Below are 20,591 nucleotides of genomic sequence, written 5' to 3' on the forward strand. Positions count from 1 at the left end.
TTATCATTGTGTTCATGAATGATGAGAAGCCGGCACCGGGCACAGGTGTACAATTTTTTGAGGTTGACTCGGAATATGAGGGTCAGCGTGTTGATAATTTTTTGCTTTCGAGGCTCAAGGGTTTGCCCAAGTCTCGCTTGTATAAACTGTTGCGAAAGGGTGAGCTGCGGGTTAACAAAAGGCGGACCAAACCGGATTACAAATTGGTGGCGGGTGATTTGATTCGCGTGCCGCCGATGCGTCTGGCTGAGCGGGGTGAGGTTGCCCTTGCTGGTGAAGGCTTGAAGGCTCGATTGGCTGAATCAATCCTGTACGAGGATAATGGTATTTTGATTGTTAACAAACCGTCGGGTTTGGCTGTTCATGGTGGCAGTGGTGTTAGTTTGGGTTTGATCGAGGCGTTGAGGCAGATGCGCCCAGAGGCCAAGTTTTTGGAGTTGGCGCACCGCCTGGATCGCGATACCTCGGGTTGTATTATTGTGGCAAAAAGGCGCAGTGCGCTGCGTGCGTTACATGAATTATTCCGCGGTGTCGGCATGGATAAGCGCTATTTGGCATTGGCTGCAGGCGAGTGGCCGCAACGCCGCTCGACGGTTTCCGTGGCGCTGAAGAAAAACGAACTCAAGAGTGGTGAGCGTGTCGTCAGGCCGGCCGCTGACGGTAAAGAGTCGCTGACCCGTTTCTCTATAGTCAGGCGGTTAAAAGGTGCCACGCTGATTGAGGCCAAGCCGGTGACCGGCCGTACTCACCAAATCAGAGTGCATGCGCAATATGCGGGCCACCCATTGGTGGGAGACGATAAATATGGCGATGAGGCCGTCGACAAGAAAATGCGTGAGCTGGGTTCCAAGCGTCTATTTTTGCACGCCTGGCGCCTTAATTTTGAGCTCTCTGGCAAGCGCGTTCAGGTAGAGGCTAAACTGCCTGAAGAGTTGAGCAAGTTGGTGGATCGGCTGAACAAAGATGAGCGGTAATCCTGAGCTTTATATCTTCGATTGGGATGGCACCTTGGTTGACTCTGCCGCTAAAATCATTACTGCGATGCAAGCAGCTGTTGATCGACTGTCGATGCCTTATCAGAGTGATGAACAGATTCGTCAAATTATCGGTCTGGGCTTGCCCGAGGTGATGGACGAGCTGTTCCCCGAGGCTGATTCGGCGTCTAAGCTGGCGATGCAGCAGGGGTACCAGCATGAGTATCGGCTGTTGGATAATGCGGCTCGCTGTCATTTGTTTGATGGCGTCGAGGAGACGCTGGCGGCGCTGAAAGAGAGTGGCGCAAGTTTGGCCATTGCGACGGGAAAAACGCGGGCGGGTCTGGATAGGATGTTATCGGCGCATGGTTTGGTGCATTATTTCTCTGCTACCCGCTGTGCCGATGAGACCGCGTCCAAGCCGAACCCGCAAATGCTCCATGAGCTACTGGTGGAGATGTCGGTGGTATCATCGAGGGCGGTCATGATTGGTGATACCGATTTCGATTTAAGGATGGCGAATAATGCCGGTGTTGCTGCTATTGCCGTCGATTATGGTGCGCATTCCTTGGCCAGGCTTGAGCTTTGTCAGCCTGCCCGAGTTATTTCATCGATTAGGCAGTTGTTGGACGTATAAAAAAGACAGTTAGAAGGGTAGGTTTGATGTCGGAAGAAAATTTAACGCAAAAGCAGTGGTCTTTACTTGAGAAGCTTTTGCTGGAGCAAACAGCAGAGCAAAAAAAGACCCGTCGTTGGGGGGTCTTTTTTAAGGTCTTGGTGTTTGTCTATATTTTTGCTGGCCTGGCGGTGCTGTATCCGCGCATTCAGCCATCGCTGTCGGTGGGTGAAGAGCATGTGGCGTTGGTGCGTGTAGACGGTGTGATCGCCGCGGATAAACCAGCTTCGGCAAATAAAATTGTCACGGGGCTGCGTCGTGCTTTTGAGGCGGAGAGTAGCAAGGCGGTTATCGTCGCGATTAATAGTCCTGGCGGCAGTCCGGTGCAGTCTGGCTATGTCTATGATGAGATTGTTAGGCTAAGGGAATTGTACCCTGATAAGCCGGTGTATGCCGTCATTGCCGATTTGGGTGCATCCGGAGGCTACTATATTGCGTCGGCAGCGGATGAAATTTATGCCAATAGAGCCAGCCTGGTTGGTTCTATTGGTGTTGTGTCGGCGGGCTTTGGCTTTGTTGGCCTGATGGATAAGATTGGTGTCGATCGCAGAACGTATACAGCTGGACGTAATAAAAGCCTGCTAGATCCTTTTCAGCCGCCCAAGGCCGAGGATAAGGTTTTCTGGCAGCAGGTACTCGATACCACCCACGGTCAGTTTGTCGCTGCGGTAAAACAGGGTAGGGGAGATCGTTTGGTTGTTAGTGATGATTTGTTTACCGGATTGATTTGGTCGGGTGAGCAGGCCCTATCCCTCGGCTTGATTGATGGCCTTGGCAGCTCAGGGTATGTGGCACGGGATGTTGTCGGCTTTGAGGAAATTGTGGATTACAGTGACAAGGGCAGCCCCTTTGCGCAGTTGCTTTCGGGTCTGGGAATGTCCGTTGGTTTGGGAATGGCAGAGGCGATGGTTGAGAGTTCCCAGTATGGCGGTCTTCAGTTGCGTTAGCGCCGCTGGGTGCTGCCTATAATAGCGGGGAGATACCTTCGTTTTTTAAGAAGGCCAATAGTCTTATCAAGGGGAGCCCGATCAGACTGTTGTAATCCTCACCTTCCAGGCGTTCAAATAAGCTGATGCCCAGGCCTTCGACCATAAAGGCGCCGGCACAGTTGTATGGCTGCTCGGTTGTTAGGTAGTTGGTGATCTCTTGGTTGGATAGCGGTCTGAAGTCGACACGGTATTGTTCGCAGCTGAGTTGATGAGTGTTTATTTTGCTGTTGTATAGTGCGATACCGGTATAAAATGTAATTGGCTTGCCGGCGCATTGAGAGAGCTGTTCGAATGCTTTGTCGAAGCCGCCAGGTTTGGTTAGCTGTTTGTTGCCACAATAGGCCACCTGATCGCTGCCAATAATCAAAGCATCGCTGTGTTTGTGACCGATTTCTTTGGCCTTGGCCAGGGCAAGACGTTGGCAAAGTTGCTGTGGTGTTTCAGAACTCTTAGGGGTTTCGTCTATATTTGGGCTGATACAGCTAAAATCGAGTCGTAAAGATTCGAGCTGTTTCTTGCGGTAGATAGAGGATGAAGCCAGAATTAACTGCATTGTTCGCCTATGTATATGTTAATGCTATCGGTTATTTTCCCGTTAAGTATTATAAAACTATACAAAGAGAGCAATATCTTTTGACAGAAGGCTCTTAGAGCCCTATGATTGCGCGCTTATGTTAGAAGGGGTACTTCCCAAGCAGGCAGATTTACATAAATTTGCGGCTCAGGGTAAAGAAATAGAAGGGCAGTTGCCGATATCGAAGATGTCTAGGCTGCTGCTTTCGCTAGCTGATGATAGCGGTACGGTAACGTATTCATTGAAGTTTGAGTTTGAGCAGGGTCGTATTCCGACTGTGCGAGGCAGGCTTCATGCGAACGTACAAGTGACCTGTCAGCGCTGTTTAAAAGCAAAGCCTCAGGAGTTAGATCTTGAGATTGCGCTCGGGGTTGTTCGTAACAACGAACAGGCTCAGCAGCTACCGCGCTCGCTCGATCCATTAATGGTGGCAAGCGATGAAACGGTGGTCTTGCTAGAGGTGATGGAAGATGAGCTGATTATCAGTGTACCAGCGACCAACTATCACACCGAGACAGAGTGCGAATCATCTGTTGGCTTTACTTCACAAGATGACGACTACATCGAAGAAGTGCCAGAGGAAATTGATAATCCATTTAAGGTTTTAGCGAGTCTTAAATCTAAACGTGACTGAGGAGTTAAACTCACCATGGCAGTACAAAAAAGTAAGGTTACACGTTCACGCCGCGGCATGCGTCGTTCACACGATTCTTTAACTGGCCCAACATTATCTGTTGACGCTACTAGTGGTGAGACTCATCGTCGTCACCACGTGACTGCTGACGGTTTCTACCGCGGCAAGAAAGTTGTCGAAACTGGTTCTGACGACTAAGTTTGATTTGCATCGCCGTCGATGCAATGGGCGGGGACTTCGGTCCTCGCACAACTGTTCCTGCATCTATAGAAAGTCTCAAACAGGATGATAATCTCAAGATTGTTTTGTTTGGCGACCAAGCTCAGATAAGTCCTTATCTAGCAAGTATTCCCCCTGTTATTAAAAAACGTCTCTCTATTGTTCACTGCGAGCAAGTTGTCGCTATGTCTGACAAACCTTCGTTTGCGCTGCGGCATAAGAAAAGCTCTTCTATGCGTCAGGCCATTGAATATCTTCATCAGGGTAAGGCTGATGGCTGTGTCAGTGCGGGTAATACCGGAGCCTTGATGGGCATAGGTTGCTATGTGTTAAAAACCTATCCGGGGATAGACCGGCCGGCAATATGCACAGCAATACCAACGCTTGGCGGTCACTCGTATCTATTGGATCTTGGGGCTAATGTCGATACTAACAGTGATAACCTGTATCAGTTCGCTCTCATGGGCAGTGTTCTGGCCTCGGCTGTCGATGGTTTGCACAAGCCCAGGGTGGCGCTGTTGAATATCGGTGAGGAAGAGGTTAAGGGTAATGGCCAGGTGAAGCACGCCTCGGCCCTGTTGTCGGCTCAGGGTGAGATTAATTATACCGGCTATGTTGAAGGTGATCACTTATTCTCAGGGGTTGCCGATGTCATAGTTTGTGATGGTTTTGTCGGTAATATTGCTTTAAAAACCAGTGAGGGAGTGGTTAAATTCATCGCCAGCCTCAGTGAGCAAATGTTTGGTGGTGGTGCGGTCAGTAAGCTACTAATGGCCGCTGTTAAACCACTTTTTGATCGTCTGCAGGCTAGGATCGATCCGCAGCAATATAATGGCGCTTATTTTCTCGGCCTGCAGGGCTTGGTGGTGAAAAGTCATGGCAATGCTAATGTTGAGGGGTTTGTGCAGGCGATTAGCAGCGCCGGCCATTGCATCAAAAAAGACATGGTAGTACTGATGGAGGAAAGGCTCGACGAGCTGCTCCCTTAGTAAATTATAAGTATAGGATTTTATTGTGAGCAATTTGAAACTAGCATTTTTATTCCCAGGCCAAGGATCTCAAAAAGTCGGTATGTTATCCGAATTGGCGGCTGCTTATCCGATTATTGAACAGACTTTTTCCGAGGCCTCTGAGGTGCTTGGCTATGACCTGTGGGCTTTGTCACAGCAAGGGCCTCAAGAAGAGCTAAACCTGACTGAAAAGACACAGCCATTATTGTTGACCTCAAGCGTTGCCTTGTGGCGTGTATGGCAGCAGTTAGAGGGCGCAAAGCCTGAGGTTTTGGGTGGTCATAGTCTGGGTGAATTCTCGGCACTGGTTTGTGCTGGCGTGCTGGAGTTCAAAGATGCGGTGAATCTGGTGCGTCTGCGCGGTCAGTTCATGCAGACCGCCGTGCCAGTGGGTGAGGGAGCGATGGCAGCTATTATTGGCCTGTCAGATGAGGCCATTGAGCAGGCTTGTCAGCAGGCTTCGGCCACCGGTGTGGTGCAGGCTGTAAATTATAACTCGCCGGGGCAAGTAGTTATCGCCGGTCATGTGGCTGCTGTTGAGGCTGCCATTGTGTTGTGTAAGGAGGCTGGTGCCAAGCGTGCCCTGCCACTGCCGGTTAGTGCTCCTTTCCATACAGAATTAATGAAGCCTGCCGGTGAAAAGTTGGCTGTCGAGATTGACAAGATCACCTTTAGCCAGCCGCAGATTGATGTTGTTCATAACGTCAATGCCAAAACAGAGTCAAATCCTGAAAAGATTAAGGCGCTGATGGTTGAGCAGATTTACAGTGCTGTGCAGTGGACATCCTGCGTAGAGACTATGCTTGAGATGGGCGTTGAGGTGACGGTTGAGTGTGGTCCGGGTAAGGTGCTGGCCGGTTTGAGTGGTCGTATTAATAGGGCGTTAAAAGGCAAGGCGTTCGCTACGGAAGATCAGGCGAACCTCGATAAAGCCTTGGCGACATTTCAGTAAGAAGTAATCAATATTAAGAGTGAGTATTGTTATGAGTTTGCAAGGTAAGATTGCCTTAGTTACAGGTGCCAGCAGGGGTATTGGTGCTGCTATAGCTGACGATTTGGGTCGTTTGGGTGCTACCGTCTTAGGGACAGCGACGACCGAGTCTGGTGCAGAAAAAATCACTGCTCGCTTCGCTGAAGCTGGTATTTCGGGTCAGGGCTATGCTCTCAATGTAACAGAGGCTGAGTCAGTCACTGCGGTCATCAAGCAGATTACTGCCGACTTTGGTGCGCCGGTCATTTTGGTAAATAATGCAGGGATTACCCGCGATAATTTAATGATGCGGATGAAGGATGCTGAGTGGGATGATGTTGTTAATACCAATCTCAGCGCAGTATTTCGTGTTACCAAGGCTTGTTTGCGTGGCATGACCAAGGCCCGTTGGGGCCGTATTATTAATATCAGCTCTGTTGTTGGCTCTATGGGTAACCCTGGCCAGGCAAACTACTCGGCCACAAAGGCCGGTGTTCAGGGGTTTGCGCGTTCGCTGGCCTGCGAGATAGGCGCTCGAAATATTACAGTTAATTCTGTTGCCCCAGGTTTCATCGATACCGATATGACAAAAGAGTTGCCTGAAGAGCAGCGAGAGGCGCTACAATCAAATATACCGGCGGGACGCTTGGGGCAGCCCAGTGAGATTGCGGCGGTTGTTAGCTTTCTTGCGAGTGATGGCGCGGCTTATGTTACTGGTGAAACCATTCAAGTAAATGGTGGAATGTACATGTCATAGGGTTGGCAACAGCCAAAAAATGTGTAAAATCTCGTTCTATATTGAATTATAGCAATTACAACGCTGTGAAATACGAGTACAATTCGGTTTCGCATTTATAGCAATAAGTATTTAATTATTGCAGTGAAAGTTTCTAACTAGGAGTTTAAAACTACCATGAGTAGCATTGTCGAACGTGTTAAGAAGATTGTTGCTGAGCAACTAGGTGTTAAAGAAGAAGAAGTTAAAAATGAATCATCTTTCGTTGACGACCTTGGCGCCGATTCTTTGGACACAGTTGAGCTAGTAATGGCTCTAGAAGAAGAATTCGAAACTGAGATTCCTGACGAAGAAGCAGAACATATTACTACCGTTCAGGCTGCTGTCGATTACATCGAAAAGAACCTAGCGTAAATCTATATCTTAACGACATAGATTGAAAAGCCGTTTCTATGTTTGCATAGAGCGGCTTTTTTTGTATTGTGAAAGCAATAATAATTTTTTAGGAGGATTGTCTGGTGTCCAAGCGTAGAGTAGTAGTCACCGGTTTGGGCTTGATTACTCCCTTAGGTAATACTGTCGCCGATACATGGAACGGTATACTTAATGGTAAAAGTGGCATTGCGCCTATCGAGCACTTTGATGTCTCATCGTTTACGACACGTTTTGGCGGGTCGGTGAAAGATTTTGATGTCACGCAATATTTAGCCAAGAAAGATGCCAAACGAATGGATATTTTCATTCAATACGGTATGGCTGCTGCTATCCAGGCAATTGAAGACTCTGGTTTGCAAGCGACAGAGGAAAACGCACCTCGTATTGGCTGTGCTATTGGTTCTGGTATTGGCGGTATTGGCTCGATTGAGCAAGGTCGCGATATTATCAACAATAGCGGTCCTCGCAAGATTTCCCCATTTTTTGTCCCCGGCTCTATTATCAACATGATTGCCGGTAATATATCGATTAAATATGGCTTTCAAGGCCCTAATATTGCTGTCACCACCGCCTGTACTACGGGCACGCATAATATTGGTATCGCGGCTCGTATGATCGAGCACGGCGATGCTGATGCAATGGTTGTTGGTGGCGCTGAAATGGCGACAACCTCGGTTGGCTTAGGCGGTTTTGCTGCAGCCCGTGCACTGTCTACCCGGAACGACGACCCGCAAGCGGCCAGCCGTCCATGGGATAAAGATCGCGATGGTTTCGTGCTCAGTGATGGTGCTGGTATGCTGGTGCTTGAAGAGTATGAGCAGGCCAAGGCCCGTGGCGCAACAATCTATGCTGAGCTTGCCGGCTTTGGCATGAGCGCTGACGCTTATCATATGACGTCTCCGACGACGGATGGCAGTGGTGCTGCGCGTTCTATGAAGAATGCCATCGTTGATGCTGGTATCGATACCTCGCTTATCCATTACGTCAATGCTCACGGTACATCGACACCGGCGGGTGATGTCGCTGAAAGCTTGGCGGTGAAATTGGCAATGGGTGAGGCTGCTGCGGCAAAGGCTGCCGTCAGCTCAACCAAGTCGATGATCGGTCATTTGCTCGGTGCTGCGGGTTCTGTCGAGGCTGTTTTCTCAGTATTGGCTATTCGTGATCAGGTGGCTCCGCCGACCATCAACTTGGATAACCCAGACGAAGGCTGTGATCTTAATTACGTGCCACATACCGCGCAAGAAATGAATATTGAGGCTGCTGTTTCAAATTCATTTGGCTTTGGTGGTACCAACGGTAGCTTGTTGTTCAAACGAGTATAGCCGTCTGCCGGCGACTATCGTCGCCGGTCTTATTTACCTTCCGGTTAGAATTATGGCGTTGATTACTGGCTGTGTTGTTATCAATGGAAAGGTTGTTGATCAGCTGGCCGTGACAGATCGTGCATTGGCCTATGGCGACGGCTTGTTTGAAACAATGCCGGTGACCGGCGGCAGGATTGTGTTGTTGGATTACCATCTGGCCCGCCTAACAAAGGGTTGTCATGCACTCGGCTTTTGTTCGCAACAAATAGTACTTATTGCTGACGAGATCCAGCGCATTGTCGCTGACATGCCCTCGGAACCTTTCATTCTGAAATTGATACTCTCTCGTGGCAGTGGCGGGCGGGGTTATCGGCCGCCAATAGAGGCGCAATACAGGCGTGTTTTTCAGTGTCTACCGATGGTGGATTATGGTGTTGAACAGGGCGGAATATCGGTCTTTCAGTGCCAAACAAGGCTGCCAGAGGCCTTCGCGTTAGCCGGGCTTAAGCATCTCAACCGACTGCCACAGGTATTGGCAAAGCAAGAGTGGCATGATGACGCCATTGCCGAAGGCATTATGCTCGATGGACAGGGATATGTTGTTGAGGGAACGCAGAGTAATGTTTTTTGGTTGCGAAATAACACGCTGTATACCAGTAGTCTCAAACGCTGTGGCGTGGCAGGCGTAATGCGCCAGTTAATTATTGAAAAACTGGCAAAAAAGTTTAATTATGATGTGGTGTTCGAAGAAATATATTACCGCCAGCTTTATCATGTCGAAGCGGTATTTGTCTGCAATAGCTTGATGAGAATTTGCCCTGTTGATTGCCTGCTTGATACCGATAAACGCTTGCCAATAGAGCTCAATAGTAGCGGTCACCCAGTAGTTGCTCAGCTGCAGCATGCGTTGATCGATATTTACCCCCAATAATAATGTAAGAGTAGTGAATGATAATTTTTAAACGTGTATTGCTACTGGCTGTTTTTGTCGCAGTGCTGGTTGGTTTTGGTGCCCAGCAGTGGTTGCAGCGTACGATGCATACCCCACTGGCAGAGCAGTTTATCGGTTCTAGTGTCGTTGTCGGCAAGGGCTCGAGTTTTAGTGCTGTGGCAAATCAGCTGCAGGCTGATGGCATAATAGAAAACGCCCGTGTTTTTGTTCTCTACGCGAGATTTTATGAGCTGACAGATATCAAGGCGGGAGAGTATGCGATCTCGGTCAATGATACCGCCATTACGCTGTTGGATAAGATGCGTAAAGGGGCGGTAAAGTATTATCAAATCACGTTGACGGAAGGACTGACGCTTAAGCAACTGCTGGCCAAAATTCATGCGAATACACTGATAGAGCAGACGTTGCAGCTGTCTGAATTACCGGTCTATATGAGTGAGCTTGGCTATGGTGAGCACGACAACATTGAAGGCTTGATCTTCCCGGATAGTTACGCCTTTACCCGCGGTCAAACCGATCGTGAGATCATTGCCGTCGCCGCGGCGAGGCTGCAGACAGTCTTGCAGCAGCAGTGGCAGCAGCGACAAAAAAATCTGCCCTATAAAACCCCCTACGAAGCCCTTGTTATGGCCAGTATTGTTGAGAGGGAAACCGGTGTTGCCAGAGAGCGGGGTGAGATTGCCGGGGTCTTTGTTCGTCGCTTGAAAAAGAGAATGAGGTTGCAGACTGACCCGACGGTTATCTACGGCATGGGTGATCGTTATAACGGCCGGATTACTCGGGCTGATTTACGTCGAGATACTCCATACAACACATATACCCGCAACGGTTTACCGCCGACGCCTATCGCTGCTGCTGGTAAAGAAGCGATACACGCAGCGCTAAACCCCAAACAGGGCAGTAGCCTGTACTTTGTCGCCAAGGGTGATGGTACGCATCAGTTTTCAGATACCTTAGAGCAGCATAATAAGGCCGTCAGAACCTATCAATTAAAGCGCCGTGATGATTATCGCAGCTCACCGGCCAATGAGTAGCAGCATGAGTTTAGAGACAAAGACCAAGCCCTTGTTTATCACTATCGAGGGTGGTGAGGGTGTCGGTAAAACCACTAACGTCGAATACATTAAGCAGTTGCTCAATGCCAGCGGGACAGAGTTTATTCATACCCGCGAGCCGGGGGGGACGCCATTGGCGGAAGAATTGAGAGAATTGCTGCTGAGCAAGAGAGGGGAGCAGGTTGATGAGATGGCTGAGCTGTTGTTGGTGTTTGCCGCCCGTTCGCAACATCTCAATACCAAGATTTTACCAGCACTAAGTCGTGGCGAATGGGTGCTGTGTGACCGCTTTACCGATGCCACCTATGCCTACCAGGGTTGTGGTCGTAATATGTCAACGGCATTGATTGAACAGCTAGAGCAAACCGTTCAGCAGGGTGTGCAGCCTGATTTGACGTTGCTATTGGATGTGCCTGTTGAAATTGGCATGGAACGCGCTCGTCAGCGCGGGGAACTCGACCGCTTTGAATCAGAGCAGCTGGCATTCTTTCATCGTGTCAGAGAGGGCTATTTACGCCGTGCAGCCGACAACCCTCAGCGCTTTGCTGTTATTGATGCCTCACAGCCACTGGCCGATGTGCAGGCGCAAATCGCCGGTGTCATCTTGCCAATGCTCGCGAATACGCCATGATATACCCCTGGTTGGAAGATCGCTGGCAGCAGCTGATTGAACAGGTGGATGCCGGCATCTTACCCCATGCACTGCTAATCACCGGGTCTGCCGGGCTTGGCAAGCTATCTCTGGCCAAGGCCCTGGGCATCTATCTTCAATGTCATCAGCCTGTCGATAAGCAAGCCTGCGGTAGCTGTAAAAGTTGTCTATTGCATCAGGTCGGCACCCATCCGGATTATAAGGTACTGACATTAGAGGAGGGCAGCCGGCAAATTAAAATTGATGCGGTGAGGCAGGTCTCAGATTTCGTACTCAAAAAGAGTCAGCAGGGCGGCTATAAAATTGTCATTATCGACCCAGCCGTGGCGATGAATGAAAATGCCTCAAATGCGCTGCTCAAAAGTCTGGAGGAGCCTGGCGAAAGTACGGTCATTATTTTGTTGGGCGTCAGTAGCCAGCAGGTGTTGCCAACTATCCGTTCCCGATGCCAGTTGTTGCAGATTAGGGATATAAGTTTTGAGCAGGGTGAGCAGTGGCTGGCACCTCAGGTGGGTGGACTGGAGCGGGCAAAATATTTATTGGCTGTGGCCAAGGGGCAGCCTACCCTGGCGTTGGAGCTGGACCAGAGTCCCAAGCTTCAACTGCGCGAGCAAATTCTGGCCGAATTGACCCAATTGCTAGAGGGGCAGACAGACCTGGTCGTTGTCGCTCAAAAGTGGGCTAAAGCCGAGCTTGGCGAAGTGGTGGGCTGGCTGTTGGATTGGTATATTGATTTGGCTAAGTGGACGGCCACCGGAGGATATACAGCAATGGCGGACTGCCAGGTGCTGTACCGGTTATTAGCTTTAAGGCTTAATCCGCAGAAACTACATCAGCAGGTAGATAAATTGACTAAACTAAAGGCTGTTATCACCAAAGGTGCAAGCCCCAATAAACAGCTGTTGCTAGAGGGTGTGCTTGCAGATTTAAGTCATTAATAACTAGTGGAAATAGTGCTTCTTTACGGTTATTCTTCGGTTATAAAATAAAGTTGTGTTGTGCTTGGAAATGTTGGAGTAAGTGATGTCTATCGGTGGTGCTGGTGCTAAGGCGGGGGCAAGAAATGGTATCTTGTCGTTAACAATCAAAGATGCTTCTGTGCTCTATGCAGCCTATATGCCTTTTTTAAATAATGGCGGACTTTTTGTACCAACTACAAAGGCTTACAACTTGGGTGATGAGGTTTTTATGCTGATCACATTGATGGATGAGGCCGAGAAAATTCCGGTTGCGGGCAAGGTTGTCTGGTTGACACCTGAGGGTGCGCAGGGTGGCCGTGCAGCCGGTATTGGTGTTCAGTTTGCCGATAAAGATGAGATAGCGGTGAGTAAAATTGAAACCTATCTTGCCGGTTCGTTGGCATCAGATCGTCCCACGCATACTATGTAAATCGGCGACAACGCCGTATACTGCACGGCAAATTTTTATGAAAGTATTGTTATGCCTGTTCAAACCCTCCCGCTTGTTGATTCTCACTGCCACCTAGACCGTTTAAACCTTGAGGGGTATGACGATGGTATTGCTGGCGTGATAGCCCGTGCCCGTCAGCAGGGTGTCGGTAAGATGCTCTGTGTGGGTATCGACCTCGAAAACTCTTTAACCTGCTCTGAGATTGCCTCCACCTATTCTGAAGTTGTCGCCTCTGTCGGTGTGCATCCCTTGAGCGTCGATGAGACGCCGCTCGATATAGAGCGACTACGTCGGTTAGCCGATAGCAAGCATGTTGTCGCGATAGGTGAAACTGGGCTGGATTATTTCTACGAGTCTCAATGTTTGAAGCAGCAGAGACAAAGCTTTGTTGACCATTTGGTGCTGGCCAAAGAGCTTCGTAAGCCGGTGATTGTTCATACCCGGGATGCCAAAGACGATACCATCGAGTTGATAACAGGTCATGGTTGTTTGGAGTCTGCCGGCGTGCTTCACTGCTTTACTGAGGATTTGCCGATGGCTAAGAAAGCCCTGGACCTCAATTATTACATCTCTATTTCGGGGATAGTCACCTTCAGAAATGCCGATGCTCTTCGTGATGTTGTTAAGGCGTTACCACTCGATCGTCTATTGATTGAAACAGATTCGCCCTATTTGACGCCGATGCCCCATCGCGGAAAGCCTAACGAGCCGCAGTATGTCAGTTTGGTTGCGCAATATATCGCCGATTTGTTGGCTATTGATGTGCAAGTTTTGGCGGAAATTACGACGAATAATTTTTATCGGTTGTTCGGTAGTGAATAAAAAAATATACCAAAAGACATATTTAAAAAATAATATTATGTGCCGAATAACATATTTATAGTTCGTGAAGTTTGTGCTTTTTTCTAGTATTTTAGCTGAAAATAAGCGCGCTCGGTTCAATGCATACATTCTTTTTTAAGGATGAAAAAGCGCAGGCCGAGGAATGGATTTAGGACGAAATATAAATCAATGGCACGTTTGCCTCGACTCAACCTGATCAATATCCCTCAGCATATCGTACAGGTAGGCCATAATAGTCTGCCCTGTTTTTTTTGTGATGATGATTATGCTTTCTATTTGCAGAGCCTGCGTGCGGCGTCGGACCAGTATAAGGTAGATGTCCATGCGTATGTTTTGCTGCCAAGTATGATCCAAATAATCGCAACCCCTAATATTCCCAATGGCATCTCTTCGATGATGCAGTCTTTAGGGCGCCGCTATGTACAATATATTAATCACCGCTATAAACGCTCAGGCACCCTGTGGGGTGGTCGATACAAGTCCAGTGTCATCGACTCGACAGCCTATCTTTTAACCTGCTATCGCTACGTTGAATTAAGGCCGCTTCATATGGGGCTGGTTGATGACGTTGAAGATTATCGATGGTCTAGTTTTCCTCACCATATAGGGCTCTGCAATGACTCGCTGATCATTGATCATCCGTTGTTTTTAGAGTTGGGCGACAGCCGTAAACAACGTTGTTATGCATATCAGCAGTTGTTCAAATATGAATTCGGTGTCGCGGTAATGGATTACATAGCCGAGACGGTAAGTGTTGGGCAGATACTCGGAGGTGATGGTTTTAAGGACCAGATAGAAAAGATAGCTAATGTGAGAGTTCGTCCTTTGAAACGTGGACGCCCCAAAAAATCATCGGCGGCGCGTTAAATCGTGCCGGAGTCGTTTTTTTAAATCACCCTTGGTGCCACGATCCTTGTTGGGATATTGATAATGATGTTTTAATGGTGTCAGAGTGGATTTTAAAAGTGATGGTTCTTGTTTTAAAAAATAATGAATATGCTTAAATGTTTGTGTCGCCGCTAGCTAGTGGTAAAAAAATTTTTAAAATTAAAAGGACTTATTGTTATGGCTATTTACATGAATTACAACGGCAAGACTCCAGCGGGTAATGTTACTGCTAAGGGCTACGAGGGATGGATTGAGGTTGATAGCTTTTCTTTTGGCGTCGGTCGCGGTATCAGCATGGAAGCCGGTCATCTGTCTAATCGTGAAGCAACTCGCCCAAGCATCAGTGAAATCACTGTGTCAAAGGCTATGGACGCGGCCTCAGGTGGTTTATTCAAGCAGTCTGTCACCGGTGATGAAGGTATTCAGGTCGAAGTACATATCGTACAAACAGGCGCAGCAGGCCTTGAAAAATATGCCACGTATACCATGGATGACTGTTTGATCAGCTCATACAGCGTTGGTGCCAGTGCCGGTGGTGCGCCACAAGAAACAGTATCGATCAGCTTTGCCCGCATTGAGGCAAACCTTGCCCATGCAGATAAGAGCAATAAGAATCCTAAGAATGTATTGGTCGGTTATAACTTAGCGACAGCTGAACCGATTTAATCTATTCGTTGTTGACGTGTTAATGAGGCTGGTTACAATTTTCTGTAACCAGCTTTTTGTCGTTTGTGTAGTAACCCAAAGGAATGGTGTATGTCAGAGGTTGAACTAGTACAAGAGCATAGGCTGGCCAAGGTGAAATCCGGCATTACTTCGGATGTCATCGTGGTCAATGTTGCTGGCTTAGAGTCTATTTCTGCTGAGTTCGAATTTGATGTTGATATATTATCTGATGATCACAGTATCGATGCTGAAGCATTAATAGCGACGGCAGTAGTACTTGAGGTGGCGATAGATGATAGTAAAAAAAGAGTGATAAAAGGCCTTGTCAGTCATTGTTCAATTCATGGCGTCGATGAGAGTGGGCTAAGGCATTATCGACTCAAGCTGGTATCTCCGCTCTGGTTTATTCAATACTCATCGAATAACCGTATTTTTCAGCAAAAGACGGCTAAGAAAATCATCGAAGAGGTGCTTGCCAAATATGGCTTTGAGCTGACGGTGTCGTTTCAAACACAGGCTCAAATGCTCGAGCGGAACTACTGTGTTCAGTACGATGAATCTGATTATGATTTCATACATCGATTGTTAAGCGAGGAAGGGGTAGGCTACTTTTATATTCATACAGACAGTAAGTTAGAAATAGTGTTTTACGATGCCTCCAACAGCTATCAAAAATGCGCACCTTACACGGTTGAGTACGCCCCCGCCGGCACAGCTCCCTTTAGCAATACCGTTAGTCGCTGGCATAGAGAGCTAAATTATCGTCCAAAGAAATACCATATCAGTGATTACAATAGCTTTAGTTCAACAGCCGAAACGCTGAAGAAGTCGAATGTCTCGTCATCATCCATGGGGGGGGTGACCGCTGTTGAGCCGACAGTTGATGCTAGATTGCCCTCCAAGGCCAAGGAGGCATTACGCACTGAAACACCAGCCAAAGAGTTATCGAGCTATCTTGATCGTTGGTTAGAGAGCGAAGAGGCCCGCTTTGAGGTTGCCTACGGAGAGAGTGATTGTAGTTTTTTGAAACCTGGTTTTAAATTCAAGCTAAATCACCCGGTCGAATCAGAGGCCAAGGAATACCTGGTTATTGAGGTTGTCCACTCACTGCAGGATTCAAATAATACTGATACCACTTACAGCAACCGATTCAAGTGTATCTGTGCCGATCAAACATACCGGCCCAATCCTCGTCACAGCGAGCGGACACAGGTTAATTCACATATAGCCTTTGTTACACAGGTGGCAACCGAAAAACATAAAGACCCTTACAAACAGGTCAAAGTAACCTTCGCCTGGGACAATAATGCCGAAAGTGTCTGGTTGAGAAGTGTTCAACCCTTTGCCGGTAATGATTGGGGGGCAGTTTTCGTGCCTCGGGTGGGGCAGGAGGTTGTTATCAATTACATTGGCGGCAATGTTGAGCGTCCTGTTGTTTCCGGTGCAGTCTACAACCCCAGTAACCAGTTCCCAGCTTACACTCAGACCCAGAGTGGCTTTAAAACAAAAGACGAGGGGATGCATAACGAGTTGCGATTTGATGATAAAAAAGATGCAGAAGAAGTTTATTTTGAAGCAGGTAAAGACCATAACTTCTTAATCAATAATGATCAGAAAGGTGATATTAAGGGCCTGCAAACAGTGGCCATTGAAAAGGACCGAAACTATACCATCAAAGGTAATGACACATTATCCATTGAGGGTAATCAGGGTGAGTCGGTTAAGGGTAATCAACAGCTGACGATTAAAGGTAATCACGCCGTCAAGGTGTCTGGTAATGACAGCACAGACGTGACGGGCAGTATTAAAACCAGCAGTAAATCAACAATTAGCATACAGGCAGCCACCAGCATCGAACTGAAAGTGGGTGGCAGCAGTATTAAGCTCTCCAATGCCGGTATCGACATTAAGGCCATCAAGATCAGTGCCGCCGCCAATGCGATGGCTGAAATTAAGTCCAGCGGTATCTTAACGCTGAAAGGCTCTCTAACACAGATCAATTAGTAGGTAATCGTAATATGCAAGCGTCGATAAAAATCAAGGCAAAGCAGACTGCCGATATCATAGCTAATTGTGAGGTTGGCGAGGAGGCAGAGAAAATCATTCGCCCCGAGATGCCTCCTGCTGAGACTATAGGCCTGTTAAGTGATAACTGTTGTTTTTATGATGCGGTGAAGATTTTGGCCCATGGCCTGCCCAAAAGAGAGGCCGTTTGGTGGGCGTGTTTAGCGACACGGCAAGCGCATACACCGGAGACAAATGAAGACAATATTAATGCATTAACAGCAGCGGAAACCTGGGTGCAGAAGCCGACAGAAGAGCATCGGTTAGAGGCGTTTGATCGCGCTAATATGACCAAGTTTGAGACGCCGGCAAGCTGGGCTGCAACAGCAGCATATTGGAGTGCCGGCAGCATAGCGCCCCAGGGGCAGCCAGATGTAGCCCCACCAGAATTTTTATATGCACATGCCGTTGCCGGTTGTATCGCGTTGGCTGCGGTGGCCAAGGATGAGCAAGACCCCGACGCGTATTATAAGCAGTTTATTGCACAGGGGATGGATTTAGCCGCCGGTGGTCGCGGTAATATTTAGGAGTCATTATGGGTAAGCCTGCGTCAAGAATAACAGACATGCATGTCTGTCCAATGGTAACAGGTGTGGTGCCACATGTGGGAGGGCCTATTGTGGTACCGGGTGCTCCAACCGTGCTGATTGGTGGTTTGCCGGCAGCAGCGGTAGGCAGTATGTGTACCTGTGTGGGGCCGCCGGATTCGATTGCCATGGGTAGTGCCACGGTTTTAGTGGGTGGCAAGCCTGCGGCGAGAATGGGCGATTCCACATCCCATGGCGGCACCATTGTATTGGGCTTACCAACGGTATTGATTGGTGGCTGAGAATTGAATAAGCCACTGGCGCATTTTACGTCAGCGGCTTATTGACGGTTCTAGCTGATTACATAACCAAACTCACCATCCTCTGTGGTACTGATGTGAATGTTACTGATTGGCTCTTCCTGAGCGAGTTTTTGTAGGCATTCGCTGGCCAGTTGCGGCAGTATGGTTTTATTCAGAATATTTTCTATATTCCTCGCCCCGGTATCGGCCTCCTGACAACGGGCGACTATTTGTAGCAGGCTATCCTCGTCATAGCTAAACTCTGCGCCGTAATGACTTTTGACCCTGTTTTCAATCTTGCCCATATTGATCTTGGCAATCTCGATAAGATTTTCATCGTCCAGCGGGTAATAGGCGATGACATTGGCGCGACCTAGGAATGCTGGCTTGAAGCATTGCAGTAGGTACGGCCGAATATTGTCGACCAAGACATCGGGTTCTGGTTTCTCTTCTACCTGGTTAAAAATGGCCTTGATAGCGTCTTCGCCAGCGTTTGAGGTCATAATAATCAGGGTGTTTTTAAAGTCTATATCGCGCCCTTCGCCGTCTTTTATGGTGCCCTTATCGAATAAGTTATAGAAAATATCCTGTACACCTGGATGGGCCTTTTCCATTTCATCTAACAAAATCACAGAATAAGGCTTACGCCTGGCCGCTTCAGTCAGCACGCCGCCTTCTCCAAATCCGACATAGCCTGGTGGAGAACCGAGTAGCATCGATATTTTGTGCTCCTCTTTGAATTCAGACATATTGATGGTGGTAATATTATTTTCACCGCCGTAAAGCGTATCGGCTAATGCCAGTGCTGTCTCGGTTTTACCGACGCCACTGGTGCCGGCAAATAGAAACACGCCGACGGGCTTGCGGGGATCGGTGAGGCCGGCTCGGTTTGTTCTTACAGCCTGGGCCACGGCTTCTAACGCATGGGGCTGACCAATCACTCTATGGCCTAGTGTGTCTGCCAGTGTCTCAATAGCGGTAATCTCGTCACCAACCATCTTGCCGATGGGGATGCCGGTCCAGTTAGCAATAACATCGGCAATGGCCTGTTTATCTACATTGGCGTTGCTTAACGGGCGCTGCTGCTGAATGTCCTCTAGCTCGCTGTTCAGTTGTTGTAGTTGCTGCTGTAACTCAGGCATGGCATTGCCGAGGTCAAATTGTTGTTCTATCTCAGTCCGTAAACCATCAATTGAGTCAATGATGGCTCGCTCGCGGGATAATTGATCGGTTAATTCTGTGAATAATTGCTGGGCCGCTGAGATCTCGTCATCAAGCTCTGTCAGCTGTTCTTGATGCTCTGATGTCGCTGCATTTTCTCTGGCTAACCGTTGTTGTGTTCGCTCGGCGGTTTCTATCCGTCTTGTGGCGTCTTCAATCAATGCGGGGGTAGAATTTTGACTCAACGCAACTCGGGCGCAGGCGGTATCCAGTAGGCTGACAGATTTATCCGGTAACTGGCGAGCAGGGATGTAACGATGGGATAGCTGTACAGAGGCGACAATCGCTTCGTCGAGTATTCTAACGTTATGGTGTTGCTGCAAAGTCTCGGCTATACCACGCATCATATTGATTGCTTTTTCTTCATCGGGCTCTTCGACTTTTACCACCTGAAAGCGGCGTGTCAGCGCTGGGTCCCGTTCAAAGTATTTCTTATATTCAGCCCAGGTAGTCGCAGCAATCGTTCGCAGCTCACCCCTGGCAAGAGCGGGTTTTAATAAATTGGCGGCATCACCTTGTCCCTCTTTGCCGCCCGCTCCAATCATTGTGTGGGCTTCGTCGATGAATAAAATAATTGGTGTAGGTGAAGCCTTAACCTCATCAATAACGGATTTTAATCGGTTCTCGAACTCACCTTTAACCGAGGCCCCAGCCTGTAACAACCCTAAGTCCAGCGTTCTGAGCGCAACATTGCGCAGCGGAGGAGGCACATCACCCTGGCTGATTTTTAGAGCAAAACCCTCAACCACCGCCGTTTTACCAACACCTGCTTCACCGGTCATTATCGGGTTGTTCTGACGTCGCCGGGTGAGAATATCGATGCATTGACGGATTTCTTCATCGCGCCCTAATACCGGGTCGATTTCACCGTTGACTGCTTTTTCAGTCAGGTTGACAGTGTATTTATCCAGTGAGGGAGACTTGCTTGCCTTAGCCGTTTGCTTAGCCGGGTCGGTATCCGCTGACAGGGCAGGGCTTAGGTTTGCAGTCTCTGCTGTTTGGCCAAAAATAGCTCCGGCAGTGTTACGCAGGGACTCTGCTGCTAACTCTCGCAAGGCTGGACAGTTTTCACACAGCTGTCGGCGCTGTTGCTCGTCAAGTAATACGGCGGCGAGTAAATGGCCGCTGGTAATAATGTGTTGTTGGTACTCAACAGAGGTGAGCAGCCAGGCATTCTTGCTGGCGGTGACGACATCGGGAGAGAGTGCTGCAGGCCGAGATGAACCGGATTTAAAGCGACTGATCGCGGTGATCAGTTGCTTGTTAAGACGCTCAAGATTGATCTCATGTTTCTCGAGCAGTAAATATAGGTCAGAGTCTTGCTGCTCCAAAAGCTTAGCAACCCAGTGTTCAAGCTCGACGTTATATTGGGTTTGTGAGAGGCAAAGCCCGGCGGCGCCCTCGAGGCTTTGCCTAAGCGTTGGTGTCATTTTATCAACCAGCGACTTTAAATTTACACTCATCATATGATGCTAATCCTTTAGATA

Annotated in this window: 23 protein-coding genes; 21 read left to right on the top strand and 2 right to left on the bottom strand. The window is 48.5% G+C overall.

Annotated features, from left to right (window positions below; translation table 11 throughout):
* Positions 1-14: 14 nt before the first annotated feature.
* Genes rluC through L9P87_RS00985 form a run of 3 tightly spaced genes read left to right on the top strand, consistent with a single transcriptional unit; the run spans position 15 to position 2,597 of the window.
* On the top strand, positions 15-974 hold the full coding sequence (gene rluC, locus L9P87_RS00975; protein WP_237442807.1) for a 23S rRNA pseudouridine(955/2504/2580) synthase RluC: 960 nt from the start codon (positions 15-17) through the stop codon (positions 972-974).
* On the top strand, positions 964-1,611 hold the full coding sequence (locus tag L9P87_RS00980) for an HAD-IIIA family hydrolase (protein WP_237442808.1): 648 nt from the start codon (positions 964-966) through the stop codon (positions 1,609-1,611). Before rluC ends, L9P87_RS00980 begins: the two co-directional genes overlap by 11 nt.
* Positions 1,612-1,637: 26 nt before the next feature.
* Positions 1,638-2,597: a S49 family peptidase gene (locus L9P87_RS00985; RefSeq protein WP_237442809.1), complete on the top strand. Its 960-nt coding sequence runs from the start codon at positions 1,638-1,640 to the stop codon at positions 2,595-2,597.
* A gap of 16 nt (positions 2,598-2,613) precedes the next feature.
* On the opposite strand, the gene L9P87_RS00990 is transcribed toward L9P87_RS00985, so the two are convergent.
* Positions 2,614-3,192, bottom strand: coding sequence for a Maf family protein (locus tag L9P87_RS00990; RefSeq protein ID WP_237442810.1), 579 nt, complete (start codon positions 3,190-3,192; stop codon positions 2,614-2,616).
* 118 nt (positions 3,193-3,310) lie between these two features.
* Here L9P87_RS00990 and L9P87_RS00995 point away from each other — a divergent pair, with 118 nt between their 5' ends.
* From L9P87_RS00995 to L9P87_RS01080, 18 genes are all read left to right on the top strand, one after another.
* Positions 3,311-3,847, top strand: coding sequence for a YceD family protein (locus tag L9P87_RS00995; protein ID WP_237442811.1), 537 nt, complete (start codon positions 3,311-3,313; stop codon positions 3,845-3,847).
* A 15-nt stretch (positions 3,848-3,862) separates the two neighbouring features.
* Positions 3,863-4,045: a 50S ribosomal protein L32 gene (gene rpmF, locus L9P87_RS01000; protein ID WP_237442812.1), complete on the top strand. Its 183-nt coding sequence runs from the start codon at positions 3,863-3,865 to the stop codon at positions 4,043-4,045.
* A 2-nt stretch (positions 4,046-4,047) separates the two neighbouring features.
* Positions 4,048-5,055 (top strand): phosphate acyltransferase PlsX, encoded by a 1,008-nt coding sequence (gene plsX, locus L9P87_RS01005; protein ID WP_290368470.1) that lies wholly within the window; start codon positions 4,048-4,050, stop codon positions 5,053-5,055.
* A 25-nt stretch (positions 5,056-5,080) separates the two neighbouring features.
* On the top strand, positions 5,081-6,028 hold the full coding sequence (gene fabD, locus L9P87_RS01010) for an ACP S-malonyltransferase (RefSeq protein ID WP_290368471.1): 948 nt from the start codon (positions 5,081-5,083) through the stop codon (positions 6,026-6,028).
* A 31-nt stretch (positions 6,029-6,059) separates the two neighbouring features.
* The gene (gene fabG, locus L9P87_RS01015) at positions 6,060-6,803 is read left to right on the top strand and encodes a 3-oxoacyl-ACP reductase FabG (RefSeq protein ID WP_237442813.1); all 744 of its coding nucleotides are present in this window, start codon (positions 6,060-6,062) and stop codon (positions 6,801-6,803) included.
* 156 nt (positions 6,804-6,959) lie between these two features.
* The gene (gene acpP / locus L9P87_RS01020; protein WP_237442814.1) at positions 6,960-7,196 is read left to right on the top strand and encodes an acyl carrier protein; all 237 of its coding nucleotides are present in this window, start codon (positions 6,960-6,962) and stop codon (positions 7,194-7,196) included.
* A 104-nt stretch (positions 7,197-7,300) separates the two neighbouring features.
* Positions 7,301-8,542, top strand: coding sequence for a beta-ketoacyl-ACP synthase II (gene fabF, locus L9P87_RS01025; RefSeq protein WP_237442815.1), 1,242 nt, complete (start codon positions 7,301-7,303; stop codon positions 8,540-8,542).
* Positions 8,543-8,594: 52 nt separating this feature from the next.
* Positions 8,595-9,455 carry an aminodeoxychorismate lyase gene (gene pabC, locus L9P87_RS01030; RefSeq protein ID WP_237442816.1) on the top strand — a complete coding sequence of 287 codons (861 nt, stop codon included), beginning with the start codon at positions 8,595-8,597 and terminating at the stop codon, positions 9,453-9,455.
* A 17-nt stretch (positions 9,456-9,472) separates the two neighbouring features.
* The gene (gene mltG / locus L9P87_RS01035) at positions 9,473-10,510 is read left to right on the top strand and encodes an endolytic transglycosylase MltG (protein WP_237442817.1); all 1,038 of its coding nucleotides are present in this window, start codon (positions 9,473-9,475) and stop codon (positions 10,508-10,510) included.
* 4 nt (positions 10,511-10,514) lie between these two features.
* On the top strand, positions 10,515-11,162 hold the full coding sequence (gene tmk, locus L9P87_RS01040) for a dTMP kinase (protein WP_237442818.1): 648 nt from the start codon (positions 10,515-10,517) through the stop codon (positions 11,160-11,162).
* Entirely contained in the window at positions 11,159-12,121 is a 963-nt protein-coding gene (locus L9P87_RS01045; protein WP_237442819.1) for a DNA polymerase III subunit delta', read from the top strand. The genes tmk and L9P87_RS01045 overlap by 4 nt, the downstream gene beginning before the upstream one ends.
* An 82-nt stretch (positions 12,122-12,203) precedes the next feature.
* Positions 12,204-12,572: a PilZ domain-containing protein gene (locus tag L9P87_RS01050; protein WP_435531781.1), complete on the top strand. Its 369-nt coding sequence runs from the start codon at positions 12,204-12,206 to the stop codon at positions 12,570-12,572.
* Between the two features lie 51 nt (positions 12,573-12,623).
* Complete coding sequence (locus L9P87_RS01055; protein ID WP_237442821.1) at positions 12,624-13,415, top strand: TatD family hydrolase; 792 nt, start codon at positions 12,624-12,626, stop codon at positions 13,413-13,415.
* A gap of 189 nt (positions 13,416-13,604) precedes the next feature.
* Positions 13,605-14,303 carry a transposase gene (locus L9P87_RS01060; RefSeq protein ID WP_237442822.1) on the top strand — a complete coding sequence of 233 codons (699 nt, stop codon included), beginning with the start codon at positions 13,605-13,607 and terminating at the stop codon, positions 14,301-14,303.
* A gap of 198 nt (positions 14,304-14,501) precedes the next feature.
* A complete protein-coding gene (locus L9P87_RS01065) occupies positions 14,502-14,990 on the top strand; it encodes an Hcp family type VI secretion system effector (RefSeq protein ID WP_237442823.1) in 489 nt (162 codons plus the stop codon).
* Positions 14,991-15,080: 90 nt separating this feature from the next.
* A complete protein-coding gene (locus tag L9P87_RS01070) occupies positions 15,081-16,994 on the top strand; it encodes a type VI secretion system Vgr family protein (protein ID WP_237442824.1) in 1,914 nt (637 codons plus the stop codon).
* A 14-nt stretch (positions 16,995-17,008) separates the two neighbouring features.
* On the top strand, positions 17,009-17,581 hold the full coding sequence (locus L9P87_RS01075; RefSeq protein WP_237442825.1) for a DUF6931 family protein: 573 nt from the start codon (positions 17,009-17,011) through the stop codon (positions 17,579-17,581).
* A gap of 8 nt (positions 17,582-17,589) precedes the next feature.
* Positions 17,590-17,883 carry a PAAR domain-containing protein gene (locus tag L9P87_RS01080; RefSeq protein ID WP_237442826.1) on the top strand — a complete coding sequence of 98 codons (294 nt, stop codon included), beginning with the start codon at positions 17,590-17,592 and terminating at the stop codon, positions 17,881-17,883.
* Positions 17,884-17,933: 50 nt separating this feature from the next.
* Here L9P87_RS01080 and tssH read toward each other — a convergent pair whose 3' ends face one another.
* Positions 17,934-20,570: a type VI secretion system ATPase TssH gene (tssH, locus tag L9P87_RS01085; protein ID WP_237442827.1), complete on the bottom strand. Its 2,637-nt coding sequence runs from the start codon at positions 20,568-20,570 to the stop codon at positions 17,934-17,936.
* Between the last annotated feature and the right edge of the window lie 21 nt (positions 20,571-20,591).

It is taken from the genome of Sinobacterium norvegicum (assembly GCF_923077115.1).
In the GTDB taxonomy this organism is placed as follows: Bacteria; Pseudomonadota; Gammaproteobacteria; order Pseudomonadales; family Sinobacteriaceae; genus Sinobacterium; species Sinobacterium norvegicum.

What these genes read in the sequence shown, in the direction of transcription:
- rluC (WP_237442807.1), top strand. Translation starts at nt 15, where the DNA reads ATGAATGATGAGAAGCCGGCACCGGGCACAGGTGTACAATTTTTTGAG.
- L9P87_RS00980 (WP_237442808.1), top strand. Translation starts at nt 964, where the DNA reads ATGAGCGGTAATCCTGAGCTTTATATCTTCGATTGGGATGGCACCTTG.
- L9P87_RS00985 (WP_237442809.1), top strand. Translation starts at nt 1,638, where the DNA reads ATGTCGGAAGAAAATTTAACGCAAAAGCAGTGGTCTTTACTTGAGAAG.
- L9P87_RS00990 (WP_237442810.1), bottom strand. Translation starts at nt 3,192, where the DNA reads ATGCAGTTAATTCTGGCTTCATCCTCTATCTACCGCAAGAAACAGCTC.
- L9P87_RS00995 (WP_237442811.1), top strand. Translation starts at nt 3,311, where the DNA reads ATGTTAGAAGGGGTACTTCCCAAGCAGGCAGATTTACATAAATTTGCG.
- rpmF (WP_237442812.1), top strand. Translation starts at nt 3,863, where the DNA reads ATGGCAGTACAAAAAAGTAAGGTTACACGTTCACGCCGCGGCATGCGT.
- fabG (WP_237442813.1), top strand. Translation starts at nt 6,060, where the DNA reads ATGAGTTTGCAAGGTAAGATTGCCTTAGTTACAGGTGCCAGCAGGGGT.
- acpP (WP_237442814.1), top strand. Translation starts at nt 6,960, where the DNA reads ATGAGTAGCATTGTCGAACGTGTTAAGAAGATTGTTGCTGAGCAACTA.
- pabC (WP_237442816.1), top strand. Translation starts at nt 8,595, where the DNA reads ATGGCGTTGATTACTGGCTGTGTTGTTATCAATGGAAAGGTTGTTGAT.
- mltG (WP_237442817.1), top strand. Translation starts at nt 9,473, where the DNA reads ATGATAATTTTTAAACGTGTATTGCTACTGGCTGTTTTTGTCGCAGTG.
- tmk (WP_237442818.1), top strand. Translation starts at nt 10,515, where the DNA reads ATGAGTTTAGAGACAAAGACCAAGCCCTTGTTTATCACTATCGAGGGT.
- L9P87_RS01045 (WP_237442819.1), top strand. Translation starts at nt 11,159, where the DNA reads ATGATATACCCCTGGTTGGAAGATCGCTGGCAGCAGCTGATTGAACAG.
- L9P87_RS01055 (WP_237442821.1), top strand. Translation starts at nt 12,624, where the DNA reads ATGCCTGTTCAAACCCTCCCGCTTGTTGATTCTCACTGCCACCTAGAC.
- L9P87_RS01060 (WP_237442822.1), top strand. Translation starts at nt 13,605, where the DNA reads ATGGCACGTTTGCCTCGACTCAACCTGATCAATATCCCTCAGCATATC.
- L9P87_RS01065 (WP_237442823.1), top strand. Translation starts at nt 14,502, where the DNA reads ATGGCTATTTACATGAATTACAACGGCAAGACTCCAGCGGGTAATGTT.
- L9P87_RS01070 (WP_237442824.1), top strand. Translation starts at nt 15,081, where the DNA reads ATGTCAGAGGTTGAACTAGTACAAGAGCATAGGCTGGCCAAGGTGAAA.
- L9P87_RS01075 (WP_237442825.1), top strand. Translation starts at nt 17,009, where the DNA reads ATGCAAGCGTCGATAAAAATCAAGGCAAAGCAGACTGCCGATATCATA.
- L9P87_RS01080 (WP_237442826.1), top strand. Translation starts at nt 17,590, where the DNA reads ATGGGTAAGCCTGCGTCAAGAATAACAGACATGCATGTCTGTCCAATG.
- tssH (WP_237442827.1), bottom strand. Translation starts at nt 20,570, where the DNA reads ATGATGAGTGTAAATTTAAAGTCGCTGGTTGATAAAATGACACCAACG.